11 protein-coding genes are annotated in these 13,390 nt (G+C 67.3%); 6 read left to right on the top strand and 5 right to left on the bottom strand.

Going from position 1 to position 13,390, the window contains the following annotated elements:
- Positions 1–3 precede the first annotated feature (3 nt).
- Positions 4–1,080 (top strand): Acg family FMN-binding oxidoreductase, encoded by a 1,077-nt coding sequence (locus RCP38_RS13840; RefSeq protein ID WP_308473508.1) that lies wholly within the window; start codon positions 4–6, stop codon positions 1,078–1,080.
- Between the two features lie 9 nt (positions 1,081–1,089).
- Here the strand turns inward: RCP38_RS13840 and RCP38_RS13835 are convergent, their stop codons facing one another.
- Positions 1,090–2,799 carry a GAF domain-containing sensor histidine kinase gene (locus RCP38_RS13835; RefSeq protein ID WP_308473507.1) on the bottom strand — a complete coding sequence of 570 codons (1,710 nt, stop codon included), beginning with the start codon at positions 2,797–2,799 and terminating at the stop codon, positions 1,090–1,092.
- The gene (gene dosR / locus RCP38_RS13830) at positions 2,792–3,433 is read right to left on the bottom strand and encodes a hypoxia response regulator transcription factor DosR/DevR (RefSeq protein WP_308473506.1); all 642 of its coding nucleotides are present in this window, start codon (positions 3,431–3,433) and stop codon (positions 2,792–2,794) included. The genes RCP38_RS13835 and dosR overlap by 8 nt, the downstream gene beginning before the upstream one ends.
- A 163-nt stretch (positions 3,434–3,596) precedes the next feature.
- On the opposite strand from dosR, the gene RCP38_RS13825 reads away from it, so the two are divergent.
- Positions 3,597–4,367 (top strand): SDR family NAD(P)-dependent oxidoreductase, encoded by a 771-nt coding sequence (locus RCP38_RS13825; RefSeq protein ID WP_308473505.1) that lies wholly within the window; start codon positions 3,597–3,599, stop codon positions 4,365–4,367.
- 10 nt (positions 4,368–4,377) lie between these two features.
- On the opposite strand, the gene RCP38_RS13820 is transcribed toward RCP38_RS13825, so the two are convergent.
- Genes RCP38_RS13820 through RCP38_RS13810 form a run of 3 tightly spaced genes read right to left on the bottom strand, consistent with a single transcriptional unit; the run spans position 4,378 to position 8,143 of the window.
- Entirely contained in the window at positions 4,378–5,148 is a 771-nt protein-coding gene (locus tag RCP38_RS13820) for a slipin family protein (protein WP_308477296.1), read from the bottom strand.
- Positions 5,149–5,159: 11 nt separating this feature from the next.
- On the bottom strand, positions 5,160–5,807 hold the full coding sequence (locus RCP38_RS13815) for a hypothetical protein (RefSeq protein ID WP_308473504.1): 648 nt from the start codon (positions 5,805–5,807) through the stop codon (positions 5,160–5,162).
- Between the two features lie 2 nt (positions 5,808–5,809).
- On the bottom strand, positions 5,810–8,143 hold the full coding sequence (locus RCP38_RS13810) for a nitric-oxide reductase large subunit (RefSeq protein ID WP_308473503.1): 2,334 nt from the start codon (positions 8,141–8,143) through the stop codon (positions 5,810–5,812).
- 163 nt (positions 8,144–8,306) lie between these two features.
- Here RCP38_RS13810 and RCP38_RS13805 point away from each other — a divergent pair, with 163 nt between their 5' ends.
- The 4 genes from RCP38_RS13805 to secA all read left to right on the top strand — a co-directional run bounded on the left by RCP38_RS13805 (position 8,307) and on the right by secA (position 13,366).
- On the top strand, positions 8,307–8,960 hold the full coding sequence (locus tag RCP38_RS13805) for a carboxymuconolactone decarboxylase family protein (RefSeq protein WP_308473502.1): 654 nt from the start codon (positions 8,307–8,309) through the stop codon (positions 8,958–8,960).
- A gap of 32 nt (positions 8,961–8,992) precedes the next feature.
- A complete protein-coding gene (locus RCP38_RS13800; protein ID WP_308473501.1) occupies positions 8,993–9,643 on the top strand; it encodes a ComF family protein in 651 nt (216 codons plus the stop codon).
- 121 nt (positions 9,644–9,764) lie between these two features.
- Positions 9,765–10,460, top strand: a complete 696-nt coding sequence (hpf, locus tag RCP38_RS13795) for a ribosome hibernation-promoting factor, HPF/YfiA family (RefSeq protein WP_308473500.1) — start codon at positions 9,765–9,767, stop codon at positions 10,458–10,460.
- 131 nt (positions 10,461–10,591) lie between these two features.
- A complete protein-coding gene (gene secA, locus RCP38_RS13790; RefSeq protein ID WP_308473499.1) occupies positions 10,592–13,366 on the top strand; it encodes a preprotein translocase subunit SecA in 2,775 nt (924 codons plus the stop codon).
- Positions 13,367–13,390: the final 24 nt, after the last annotated feature.

The raw sequence follows: 13,390 nt of genomic DNA, 5'->3' as shown, positions 1-13,390 counted from the left end.
ATCGTGGCTGATAGACCTGTGTACCGCCCGGAGGCGACGGTGTCGCCGGAGACGATCCGCACCGCGCTGCAGCTGGCGAGCCGAGCGCCGTCGGTGCACAACTCCCAACCGTGGCGCTGGCGGGTGGATCTGACCCGGCCGGAACCGCGACTGGACCTCTACGTCGAACCCGATCTGCAGCTGAGCCACGTCGATCCCGATGGTCGGGGAATGATCTTGAGTTGTGGTGCGGCACTGCATCACTGCGTGGTGGCCTTCGCTGCGCTGGGTCACCGGGTCAGAGTCCATCGGCTACCCGATCCCGACCGGCCCGAGCACCTGGCGTCGATCGAGCTGTGCGCATCGGATGCGGCGCAGGACTGTGTACAGGCCGACGTCACCCTGGCGGCGGCGATACCCCGCCGGCGCACCGACCGCCGCTACTTCAGCGGCTGGCCGGTAGCCGCCGCCGACATCGCCCTGATGGGTGCCCGAGCCGCTCGGGCGGGAGTGATGCTGCGCCGGGTCGACGCACTGGATCGGTTGAACGCGGTGGTCGCCCGGGCGGTGTTCGAGCATCGCACCGACTACGGGTACATCGCCGAGTTGACGACCTGGAGCGGGCGGTACGGGTCGGTGGCCGGTGTGCCGGCGCGCAGTGTGCCCGCCTCGGATGCCGGTGCGCCGATCCCCGGGCGGCTCTTCGCGGACCCGGAACTGCCCCAACCTCCCGGCGCCACCCCGGGGCAGGACCGTGCGGTGATGCTGGCGTTGGGCACCGAGGACGACGATCGCCTGGCGCAACTGCGCGCCGGAGAGGCCACCAGCGTGGTGTTGCTGACCGCCACCGCGCTGGGGCTGGCCAGCTGCCCGGTCACCGAACCGTTGGAGATCGCCGAAACCCGCGCCGAGGTGCGCCGCGACGTCTTCGGAACCGGCGGCTATCCGCAGATGCTGCTGCGGGTGGGTTGGGCGCCGATCAACGCCGACCCGCTGCCGGCGACGCCCCGACGCGGTCTGAACGACACCGTGGAATGGGTGGGCGGTGAACCGTCGGGTGCGGAAACCGGGGAGGTGCGGGCTCTGGCGGTCTACGCCTGACGCGCGTCGCTAGGTGACCAGCGGCGCCGACCAGCGCAGCGCGGTGCCACCGCCGGGCGCCGGCTCGACGCTGAACTCTCCGCCGGCATCTTCGGCACGCCGCTGCAGGTTCGCCAGGCCGCGGCGGGTGACCCTCTCCGGCATGCCGCGGCCGTTGTCGGTCACCGCGATGCTCAGGTCGTCCTCGACCTTGATCTGCACGGTCAACGCGGTGGCACCGGAATGCCGTACCGCATTGCTGACGGCCTCCGAGACGACCGCCTCGGCATGGTCGGCCAGGCCCGGCTCGACCACCGACAGCGGCCCGACGAATTGAACCGTGGTGTGCAGACCCGAACCGGAGAACTGCGTCACCGCGTTGTCGAGTCGTTGCCGCAACGGCGTCGCCGCCGACGAGACGCCGTGCAGGTCGAAGATCGTGGTACGGATCTCGCCGATGATGGCCTGCAGGTCGTCGACGGCGTCGGACAGCCGATCCTGCACATCGGGGTCTGCGGTCCGGGGCAGGGTGCTCTGCAACGACAATCCGACGGCGAAAAGTCGTTGGATCACATGGTCGTGCAGGTCGCGGGCGATCCGATCCCGGTCGGTGATGACGTCGAGTTCGCGCATCCGGCGCTGCGTGGTGGCCAACTGCCAGGCCAGCGCGGCCTGATCGGCGAATGCCGCCATCATGTCGAGCTGTTCGAGACTGAAGGCCTTCGTGCTGCCGTGCCGCACCACCACGACCACCCCGGCCACCGCGTCGGCTGCGCGCAGCGGCAGCACCAGCGCCGGACCGGTCTCGTCGACCCCGGGCAGCTTCAAGCGGTCGACGCGCCGCGGCTGCCGTTTCGTGAAGGCCTCGCCGAGGGTGCTGCCGATGACCGGGAAGGTCTCCCCGGACAGGGAAGCCATTGCCGTCCCGATGGTTTCGACCACCAACAGCTCGCCGATCTCACCGTCGGCGGTGTCGACGTCGAGGGGGATCGCGACCAGTGCCGACCTGGCGCCGGTGAGCTTGCTGGCTTCCTCGGCGATCCGCCGGAACGCGGTGGTGGGGTCGGTTCCCGACAGCAGTTCGGTGGCGATGTCGCGGGTCGATTCGATCCAGGACTGGCGTGCCTTGGCCTGGGCGTAGAGCCTGGCGTTGGCGATCGCGATCCCGGCGGCGGCGCCCAGCGCCTGTACCAGCACCTCGTCGTCCTCGGTGAACGGCTGGCCGTTGGCCTTCTCGGTGAGATACAGGTTGCCGACGACCTCGTCGCGCACCCCGACCGGCACACCCAGAAACGTCCGCATCGGTGGATGGTGCGGCGGAAATCCGACCGAAAAGGGGTGGGTGGACAGGTCGTCGAGTCGCAGCGGGTGCGGGTCGTCGATCAGCAAGCCGACGATGCCGATCCCCTCGGGCAGTTGTCCGATCCGATTGTAGGTTTCGAAGTCGATGCCCTCGTAGACGAAGTGCAGCATGCGGCGGTCGCGGTCGTGCACTTCCAGCGCACCGTATTTGGCGTCGACCAGATTGGTGGCGGTCTGCACGATGGTCTGCAGGGTCTCGTCGAGTTCGAGGCCCGAGGTGACGGCCAGCATCGCCGCGAGCAGTCCATCGAGCCGGTCGCGTCCTTCGACGATCTGTTCGACACGATCCTGCACACCGGCCAGCAGGTCGCGAAGCTGCAGGTGGGAAAGCTTGTCGCGCAGTGGTTTCAGGCCGTCCTGTGGTGGCTCGTCAGGCATTCCGGCTGCGTTCGAGTTTGGTGGCGAACACCGCGGCCTGCGTGCGCCGCTCCATCCCGAGCTTGGCCAGCAACCGCGACACGTAGTTCTTGACGGTCTTCTCCGCAAGGAACATCCGGTCGGCGATCTGCTTGTTGGTCAGGCCCTCGGCGAGCAGGTTCAGCAGCGTGCGCTCCTGTTCGGACAGGCCGGACAGTGGATCGGGTTTGGCGGCGGCACCCCGCAGCTTGGCCATCAGCGCGGCCGCGGCCCGGTTGTCCAGCAACGACCTTCCGGCCCCGACGTCCTTGACGGCGCGGGCCAACTCCATGCCCTTGATGTCTTTGACGATGTAGCCGCTGGCACCCGCCAGGATGGCGTCGAGCATGGCTTCGTCGGAGGTGAACGAGGTCAGGATCAAACACCGCAACTCCGGCATCCGCGACAGCAGGTCGCGGCACAACTCGATCCCGTTGCCGTCGGGCAGTCGGACATCGAGTACCGCCACATCCGGGCACAGGGCCGGAATCCGGGCCAGGGCCTCGGCCACCGAACCCGCCTCACCGACCACATCCAGGTCGGGGTCGGCGCCGAGCAGGTCGATCAGGCCGCGGCGCACCACCTCGTGGTCGTCGACCAGAAAGACTGTGACCACATCGCGTCCTTTCACCCAAGCCGTCGGGGCACCCTGGCTGGCATTGACCACGGTAGCGGTGCGGCCCGCGCATGCACAGGGCATTAAGCCCCGATCCGTCCAGCGGCTGCCGATCGCCGGTGAACTAGGCTTCAGGCGCCCCGGTCGACACAAGGAGATCCCAGTGGACAAAGCCGCCCTCAACGCGTTGTTCGATCTGACCGGACGCACCGCGATAGTGACCGGTGGCACCCGCGGCATCGGATTGTCGGTAGCGCACGGACTGGCCGCGGCCGGCGCCAACGTGGTGGTGGCCAGCCGCAAGGCCGACGCGTGCGAGCGGGCCGCCGAACAACTGCGCCAGGCCGGCGCCCAGGCGATCGGTGTGCCCACCCACCTCGGCGATGTCGAGGGGATCCGGCGCCTCGTCGACGCCACCGTCGAGCGATTCGGCGGAGTGGACATCGTCGTCAACAACGCCGCCAACGCGCTCGCGCTGCCGCTGGACGAGATCACCTCCGAGGCGTTGGACAAGTCGTTCGGGGTGAATCTGCAGGGGCCGGTGTTCCTGGTCCAGGCCGCGCTGCCACACCTTCGGAAGAGTGCGCACGCCGCGGTCGTGAACGTGTCGTCGGCCGGCGCCTTCAGCTTCTCACCGGCCACCGCGATGTACTCGGCCGCCAAGGCCGCGCTGGTCTCCTTCACCCGGTCGATGGCCGCGGAACTGGCCCCGGCGGGAATCCGGGTCAATGCGATCGCCCCGGGTCCGGTCGACACCGACATGGTGCGCAACAATCCGCCGGAATTCATCGCCGAGTTGCAGTCCGCCACCTTGCTGCAGCGTCTGGCCGAGCCCGACGAAATGGTCGGCCCGGTGCTGCTACTGGTGTCGGACGCCGGCAGCTACATCACCGGCCAGACCATTCATCCCGACGGGGGGATGGTCGCGCGGTAGGGCCCGGCGCCTATTGGCGCTTGGCGGCGCGCAGCGACTCGGCGGCGCCACCCAGAAACGGGGTGATGATGTCGACCGGCAGCGGGAACACCACGGTGGAGTTCTGGTCGGCACCGAGTTCCAAAAGGGTCTGCAGGTAGCGCAGTTGCAGCGATGCGGGGTTCTGCGACAGCCGTTCGGCGGCTTGGCTGAGCTCCTCGGAGGCCTGCAACTCGCCGCGGGCGTTGATCACCTTCGCCCGTCGCTCACGTTCGGCTTCGGCTTCGCGGGCCATCGCCCGCTGCATCGACTCGGGGATCTCCACATCCTTGATCTCGACCACCCGCACCTGTACACCCCACGGTTCGGTCTGCTTGTCGATGATCGTGCGCAGGTCGGCGTTGAGGTCGTCGCGGTGCGCCAGCAGGGTGTCCAGATCCGCCCGGCCCAGCAGTGACCGCAGCGTGGTCTGGGCGATCTGCGAGGTCGCCACGGCGTAGTTCTCCACCGCCATGATCGCTTTCAGTGGATCGGTGACCTGAAACATCACCACCGCGTTCACCCGGGCCGGGACGTTATCCCGGGTGATCACCTCCTGCGGCGGAATGGTCAGCGTCACCACCCGCTGGTCGACCCGGATCAGCTTGTCCACCAACGGGATCAGGACCTTCAGGCCCGGCTGGTAAAGCGGACGCACATGGCCCATCCGGAAAACCACGCCGCGCTCGTACTCGCGCACCACGTTCAGTGCGAAGTACGCCAGTACCGCCAGCGCCACGAGGGCCAGCGCCAGCACGGTCATCAGTGCTTCGCTCACTTCAGCTGCTGCCTCCGGGTCGACGAATCATCGGAAAAGCTGCCCCACCGGGTGGAGTAGCGGTCAATCGCGGCCTCCACGGTCAGTTCCCGGTCCTCGGCGACGGACCGATGCGGTCGGTCGTCGGGGGCGTTGCTGGGGGTGTTCCACAGGTGCCGCAGCAGGGGAATGCTACCCGCCGCGACGACGGCCATCGTCGCAGCCAACACCAACACGTCGGCGGCCGTGTGGTTCACGAACAACGTCGCCACCGGCAGCACGATCCCGAAACCCGCTACCGCGCAGGCGATGCCGCGATGAAACCGGCCGGTCTCCGAATGCGGCCACGGATCGACCGCGCGACTGATCTCCCGTCCGTGGCCGGAGGTGGTGCAGGTGTCCTTGACCGGGCAGGAGTTGCAGATCGACGGTGTGGCCCGATAGCGCATCACCCTGTTCTCCGGGTCGAACGAGGTGGGCCACAACCACTGGTCCTCCGGGCATTTCCACGCGTCGTGGTCCTCGTGGTAGACGAACTTGCCGGTGCGCCACTGGGCGGCACGCTCGGAGGTCCGCTGGGCCATCCGGTCGAAGCCCCAGGCGAAGGTCAACAGCAGCAGCGAGTAACCGGCAACCAGCCACACCCATGTCGCCGGCCCGCTCATCGTCAGCCCTTGCCCACGGCCGCGGAATCCGCGGCGACCTCGACGTAGAGCGCGTTCTCCGGCAATTCGTCGACGGTCTCGCCGGAGCGGAAATTGCGCAGTGCGGTCAGGGCGATCCAGAGGAACGGCAGGACACCGCCGACGATCACGATCGCGTCGCCGGGCAGGCGCAGCCACTCCAGCAGCGCGTTGCCGGGCTGGGTGATGTAGCCCAGCGAGCGCGCCTCGAAGTAGCCGGCGTTGACCGAGTGGAACAGCTGCAGCACACCCAGCGGCAGCAGGGTCACGAAGACCATCCACGCCAAGCCGATGTTCATCGACCAGAAGGAGATCCGGGCCAGCTTGTTCGGCCACTTGTCCGCCGGGATCACGTACCGGAAGGCGAACATCGCCAGGGCGACCGCGAGCATGCCGTAGACCCCGAACATGGCGGCGTGCGCGTGGTTGGCGGTCAGCGCGGTGCCGATCTCGTAGTAGGACACCACCGGCAGGTTGATCAGGAAGCCGAAGATACCCGCGCCCATGAAGTTCCAGAATCCGACCGCGACCAGGAACATCACCGCCCAGCGTGCCGGGAAGTTGTTCTCATCACCGGTTTCCTGGCGGGCGCCGAGCTGCAGGAAGGCCCAGGCCTCCACGGTCAGGAAGGTCAGCGGGATGACCTCGGCGGCGGAGAAGAACGCGCCCAGCGCCATGTGCTCCACCGGGGTACCGGAGAAGTACAGGTGGTGCATGGTGCCGATCACGCCACCGGCGGAGTACAAGATGATGTCGAGGAAGATGACCAGCAGAGCCACCCGCTCCCGGACCACACCGAGCTGGACGAAGATGTAGGCCACCATCGCGGTGGTGAACAGCTCCAGGAAGTCCTCCACCCACAGGTGCACCATCCAGAACCGCCAGAAGTCGGCGACCGAGAAGTGCGTCTCACTGCCGGCCAGCAGGCTGACCGCGTAGAAGGTCGGGATGGCCAGGCCGGTGAAGAAGAACAGCCAGGGCAGATTCATCTTCGACGTCGTCGTCAGCTTCGCGCGCATGCCGCGCCAGATGATGACGATCCACAGGAACAATCCGACGATCAGCAGTACCTGGAACAGCCGCGGCAGGTCGAGGAACTCCCACTGCTGCGAGAACGCGGTACCGGGCTTGATCACCCCGAAGATCGACAGCGCCTCGAAGGTCAGCGAACCGAAGACCACCACCGCCAGCGCGCCGAGCAGGCCGTAGACCAGCACCGACTGTTTGGCGGGTTCGCGGCGGGTGATGAAGGGCACCAAGAAGATTCCACCGGCCAAGAACGCCGCGGCGGTCCAGAACAGCGACAACTGCAGATGCCAGGTGCGGGCCAGGTTGTAGGGGAGGATCTTCGCCAGGTCGATCCCGTAGAACGCCGAGAGATCCGCGCGATAGTGCTCGACGGCGCCGCCGAGCAGCACCTGCGCCAAGAACAGCACCGCGACGACGGCGAAGATCCAGATCGCGGCGCGCTGCGAGCGGGTCAGCGGCACCTCGCCGGGCTGACGGAATTGCAGCTTGGTCATCTCGGTGCCGTGCCAGCCGATGTTCTGGCTCCAGCGTCCATAGACGGTGAACATGACGCCGATGCCGCCCAGCAGCATGATCAGCGACAGCACCGACCACACCACGACCGATCCGGTCGGCCCGTTGTCGACGCGGGGCTCCGACGGCCAGTTGTTGGTGTAGCTGTAGTTGTGGCCGGGCCGGTCGGCCGCGGCAGCCCACGCGGTCCAGGCGAAGAACGCGGTCAGGTCGCGGATCTCGCCCGGCTCGGTGATCATGTGCGGCAGCAGGCCGTACTTGGTCGACTCCTCACCGAAGTAGTCGGCGTAGTACTTCTCGATGTTGTTGAACGCCACGACCTGCTTGTCGGTGAACACCAAGGTCTTGGTGTCCGCGTTGTAGCGGTTGGTCCGGAACTCGCTGACCACCTCGTCGTGGGGGTTGGCCACGCCCTGGGCCTTGAACTGCTCGGTGACGTCTTCGGTGGCCAGTCGCAGGTATTCGGCGGTGTAGTCCGGGCCGAGGTAGGCGCCGTGGCCGAGCACCGAGCCGTATTGCATGAGGCCGCGGGCCTGATACAGCTGTTGGCCGGCGGTGATGTCGGCGCCGCTGAACAGTTCCTGGCCGGTCTCACTGACCACCTTGTCGGGCATCGGCATCGACGCCGTGTAGGTGCGGTAGGCGAGGATGCCCATCACCAGGAATCCGAAGATCATGACCAGGGCCACGCCCTGCGCCCAGCCCTTGCCGACCAGCGCCTGTGCGCGGCCCGTGTCGCCACCTGAGGCGCTCACCTGAGTTACATCGGTGCTCATGAACGGACGCTAACAGCATCGCGACACGATTTTCGTGAAACTGTTAGGGGGGTCACGGTTTTAGAGTCAGACGTTAGCGTCACTGCGGACCAATTGCCCCTTGACTCAAAATACGACATCACGTAGTAGAAAGCCCCCGGTGGGCCGGAAAGGACGCTCGAGCATGCCCCGACTCCGCGAGATCCCACGCGCCGAAGTGACCGATGAGCGAATCCTGTACTTCTACGACCGGCTGTTCGGGGCCGACGTGGACCCGGCGGCACCGGCGGCCCCCGGCGTCACCCGCACCATCCACGGCACGCCGGGGGACTGGTGGACGGTGTTCGCCCAGGCTCCCCGGGTGTTCTCCCACGCCGTTCAGGGGTTCGCGCTGTACCGCAACGCCTCGCTGGATCCGCTGCTGCGCGAACTCGGACAGGCCCGGGCCGGCTATGCGCGCGGCAGTCAGTTCGTCTTCTCCCAGCACTGCAAACAGATGCGTTCGCTGGGCATGGCCGAGCGCAAGATCGCGGCGCTGCCGTCCTGGCAGGTCGCCGATGTCTTCTCCGGGATCGAGCGCGCCGTGCTCGCCTACACCGACGCCCTGGTCTACGACGGCGGCCGAGTGCCCGACGAGGTGTTCGAGGTGCTCAAGGCACACCTGTCCGACCGCGAGATCATGGAGCTGACCTACATCACCTGCATGTATGACATGCATGCCACGATCTGCCGGGCGCTTCGCCTGGAATTCGACGACCGCCCCGAACCCATCGCAGAGGTCCAGACGCCCGACGGCGGCGCTGCCACCGACCTGTCGGCGGACCTCGCGGGCGAATAGCGCCGGTCGGTCCCCGGCGGCATGATCGGACGATGCTCGACGCGGTGCTGCCCCTGCAGTGCGGGGGCTGCGGTGCCCCCGGCACCCGATGGTGCGCCGTGTGCGCGGCCCAGCTGGCCGTCGGGCCGGACGGGCCGAGGTTGGTCAGCCCGCGGCTGGATCCGCAGGTTCCGGTGTTCGCGCTGGGGCGTTACGCCGGAGCGCGACGCCAGGCGATCGTCGCGGTCAAGGAGCGGGGGCGCAGCGACCTGATCGTTCCACTGGCGGCGACCGTAGGCACCGCGCTGCAGCGACTGGTGTGCTGGCGGATGCTGGAACTCCCGCTGACCCTGGTGCCGGCCCCGACACGTCGCAGCGCCGCGCGCCGCCGCGGTGGTGATCCGATCACGCGGATGGCCGCCGCCGTGGCCGCCCGCCATCGCGGGATGGCGGTGGCGCCGGTACTGCGCATGCGGGCGTTCGCGCGTGACTCGGTCGGGCTGGGCAGCGGTGCCCGGGAACGCAACGTCGCCGGGCGCGTCGTGCTGCGCCGGCGCGGATTGAGCGATCCGGTCATGGCCGCGGGCGACGTCGTGCTCATCGACGACGTCGTCACCACCGGTGCCACGCTCTCGGAGTCGGTCCGGGTGCTGCGTCGTGCCGGTTTGCCGGTAACCGGAGCGGTTGTGATCGCATCGGTATGAGACGGCCGTCAAATGGGTGTGCCAAATCGGTGGCACGTCCACCGCGGCATGGCTACGGTCGTCATCAAGGGCGGGGGGCCTTGCAGTTACGTGGTCGAGACGACAGGAAAGAGTGTCGAGCATGGCAAATCAATTTGTGGAAACCAGCGCAGCGTCGGCGGAGCTGGACGACAACGCCGACGGGCCGAACGCCGAGATCGTGGTCAAAGGCCGCCATGTCGAGATTCCGGACCATTTCCGGGTTTACGTTTCGCAGAAGCTGGCACGGCTGGAGCGATTGGATCGCTCGATACGCCTGTTCGACGTCGAACTCAAGCATGCGAACAATCGCCGTCAGCGAAAGTCCTGCCAACAGATCGACATCACCGCGCACGGACGCGGACCGGTGGTCCGAGGTGAGGCCCGTGCCGACAGTTTCTATGCCGCGTTCGAGGCTGCGCTCGACCGCCTGGAGGGCCGGCTGCGCCGGGACAAGGGCCGCCGCAGCGTCTCCTACGGCGACAAGACCCCGCTGTCGGTGGCCGAGGCCACCGGCATGGTCGACGCCGATATCCTGGCTGCCGCGTTCAACCGGGACGGCACGGCCGAGCCGGACCACCGTGAAGCGGCCGGCGACCACGAGGCGCACGACCACGGGCCGGGCCAGATCGTCCGCACCAAGGAGCACAGCGCCACGCCGATGTCCGTCGACGACGCGCTCTATGAGATGGAGCTCGTCGGCCACGACTTCTTCTTGTTCCAGGACAAGGAGACCGACCAGCCGTCGGTGGTCTATCGCCGGCACGCCTATGACTACGGGCTGATCCGTTTGGTCTGACGTCGCTTGGACTGAAACGGCGGGTACGACGCCCCAGGCACTGCTCGGCCGCCGCATTGCCGCCCATGGCGACGGTGTCACCTACCATGGGTGACGCTCGTAATGCCGAAGACTGAGTAGGGGACATAGCCGTGCTGTCCAAGTTGCTGCGTTTTGGTGAAGGCCGCATGGTCAAACGGCTCAGGAAAGTCGCCGACTACATCGACACCCTCGCCGAGGGCGTGGAGGCGCTCACCGACGAGGAGTTGCGGGCCAAGACCGACGAGTTCCGGTCGCGCCACCAAGCCGGCGAATCCCTCGACGACCTGCTGCCCGAAGCGTTCGCGGTGGCCCGCGAAGCGGCCTGGCGGGTGCTGAGCCAGCGGCCCTTCCATGTGCAGTTGATGGGTGGTGCGGCGCTGCACTACGGCAACGTCGCCGAGATGAAGACCGGTGAGGGCAAGACCCTGACCTGTGTGTTGCCGGCCTATCTCAATGCGATCTCCGGCAAGGGCGTGCACGTCGTCACCGTCAACGACTACCTGGCCAAGCGCGACAGCGAGTGGATGGGGCGCGTGCACCGGTTCCTCGGCCTGGAGGTCGGGGTGATCCTGTCGCATCTGACTCCCGACGAGCGTCGCGTCGCCTACAACGCCGACGTCACCTACGGCACCAACAACGAGTTCGGCTTCGACTACCTGCGCGACAACATGGCGCATTCGCTCGACCAGTTGGTGCAGCGACCGCACAACTTCGCCATCGTCGACGAGGTCGACTCGATCCTGATCGACGAGGCCCGCACCCCGCTGATCATCTCCGGGCCGGCCGACGGCAGCTCCCACTGGTACACCGAGTTCGCCCGGATCGTGCCGCTGATGGAGAAGGACGTCCACTACGAGGTGGACCTGCGTAAGCGCACCATCGGTGTGCACGAGGTCGGGGTGGAGTTCGTCGAGGACCAGCTCGGCATCGAGAACCTCTACGAGGCCGCCAACTCCCCGCTGGTCAGTTACCTCAACAACGCGTTGAAGGCCAAGGAGCTGTTCAACCGCGACAAGGACTACATCGTCCGCAACGGCGAGGTATTCATCGTCGACGAGTTCACCGGCCGCGTGCTGGTCGGGCGGCGTTACAACGAAGGTATGCACCAGGCCATCGAGGCCAAGGAACGGGTGGAGATCAAGGCCGAGAACCAGACGCTGGCCACCATCACCCTGCAGAACTACTTCCGGCTCTACGAGAAGCTCGCCGGTATGACCGGTACCGCCGAGACCGAGGCGGCCGAGCTGCACGAGATCTACAAGCTCGGTGTGGTGCCCATCCCGACCAACCGGCCGATGGCCCGCATCGACCAGATCGACCTCATCTACAAGACCGAAGAGGCCAAGTTCCTCGCCGTCGTCGACGACGTCGCCGAACGCTACGAAAAGGGCCAACCGGTGCTGATCGGTACCACCAGCGTGGAGCGCTCGGAGTACCTGTCCAAGCAGCTCACCAAGCGTCGGGTCCCGCACAACGTGCTCAACGCCAAGCAGCACGAGCGTGAGGCCCACATCATCGCCGAAGCGGGCCGGCGCGGCGCGGTCACGGTCGCGACCAACATGGCCGGCCGCGGTACCGACATCGTGCTCGGCGGCAACGTCGACTTCCTGGCCGACCAGCGGCTGCGCAGCCAGGGACTGGACCCGGTGGAGACCCCCGAGGAGTACGAGGCCGCCTGGGACGCCACGCTGAGCGAGATCAAGGCATCCGCCGCCGCCGAGGCCGAAGAAGTGATGGAGGCCGGCGGCCTCTACGTGCTGGGTACCGAGCGGCACGAGTCGCGGCGTATCGACAACCAGCTTCGTGGCCGGTCCGGCCGCCAGGGTGACCCGGGCGAATCCCGGTTCTACCTGTCGCTGGGCGACGAGCTGATGCGGCGGTTCAACGGTGCGGCGCTGGAGTCGCTGCTGACCCGGCTGAATCTGCCCGAGGACGTGCCGATCGAGGCCAAGATGGTCACCCGGGCGATCAAGAGCGCCCAGACGCAGGTCGAGCAGCAGAACTTCGAGATCCGCAAGAACGTCCTCAAATACGACGAGGTGATGAACCAGCAGCGCAAGGTGATCTACGCCGAGCGCCGGCGGATCCTCGACGGCGAGAACCTCGCCGAGCAGGCGCACGACATGCTCGTCGACGTGATCACCGCCTACGTCGACGGCGCCACCGGCGAGGGCTACGCCGAGGACTGGGACCTCGAGCAGCTGTGGACGGCGCTCAAGACCCTGTATCCGGTGGGAATCGACTACCACGAACTGCTGCACGCCGACGATATCGGCGAGGCCGACGACCTGACCCGCGAGGAACTGCTGGAGGCGCTGCTCGCCGACGCCGAGAAGGCCTATGCGGCACGCGAGGCCAAGGTCGACGAGACCGCCGGCGCCGGGGCCATGCGGGAGTTGGAGCGCGGTGTGCTGCTGAGCGTGCTCGACCGCAAGTGGCGTGAGCACCTCTACGAGATGGACTATCTCAAGGAGGGCATCGGCCTGCGGGCGATGGCTCAGCGCGACCCGTTGGTGGAATACCAGCGCGAGGGCTTCGACATGTTCCGCGGGATGCTCGACGGACTCAAGGAGGAGTCGGTCGGATTCCTGTTCAACGTCGCCGTCGAATCCGTTCCGAAGCAGACGGTGGCACCGATGGACGCCCCCGAGGGGTTGGCGGAATTCGGATTGCGCGCCAAGGGAATCGACGGAGCCAATGGTGCCAACGGTGCCGACGGCGCCGCGGGCCTGACCTACTCCGGGCCCGACGAGGACGGCTCCGCCCAGGTGCGGCGCAACCGCGACCTGCAGGCCGCCGCCCCGGGGACCCGCCGGGAGCGCCGTGAAGCGGCTCGCCGGGAAGGCCGTGGCTCCCGGCTGCCCAAGACCCCGCGTAAGGGCTGAGATCCGCGGCGTCGATCGCGCATA

This window comes from Mycolicibacter sp. MU0083 (genome assembly GCF_963378075.1).
Classification (GTDB): Bacteria; Actinomycetota; Actinomycetes; order Mycobacteriales; family Mycobacteriaceae; genus Mycobacterium; species Mycobacterium kokjensenii.
Note: the sequence above shows the minus strand (reverse complement) of the source record. Positions and strands in the feature narration are given on the sequence as shown.

Coding starts and splice junctions, on each gene's coding strand:
- RCP38_RS13835 (WP_308473507.1), bottom strand. CDS start 2,799: ATGCCTGACGAGCCACCACAGGACGGCCTGAAACCACTGCGCGACAAG.
- RCP38_RS13820 (WP_308477296.1), bottom strand. CDS start 5,148: ATGACCGTGCTGGCGCTGGCCCTCGTGGCGCTGGCGGTACTGGCGTAC.
- RCP38_RS13815 (WP_308473504.1), bottom strand. CDS start 5,807: ATGAGCGGGCCGGCGACATGGGTGTGGCTGGTTGCCGGTTACTCGCTG.
- RCP38_RS13810 (WP_308473503.1), bottom strand. CDS start 8,143: ATGAGCACCGATGTAACTCAGGTGAGCGCCTCAGGTGGCGACACGGGC.
- RCP38_RS13805 (WP_308473502.1), top strand. CDS start 8,307: ATGCCCCGACTCCGCGAGATCCCACGCGCCGAAGTGACCGATGAGCGA.
- RCP38_RS13800 (WP_308473501.1), top strand. CDS start 8,993: ATGCTCGACGCGGTGCTGCCCCTGCAGTGCGGGGGCTGCGGTGCCCCC.
- hpf (WP_308473500.1), top strand. CDS start 9,765: ATGGCAAATCAATTTGTGGAAACCAGCGCAGCGTCGGCGGAGCTGGAC.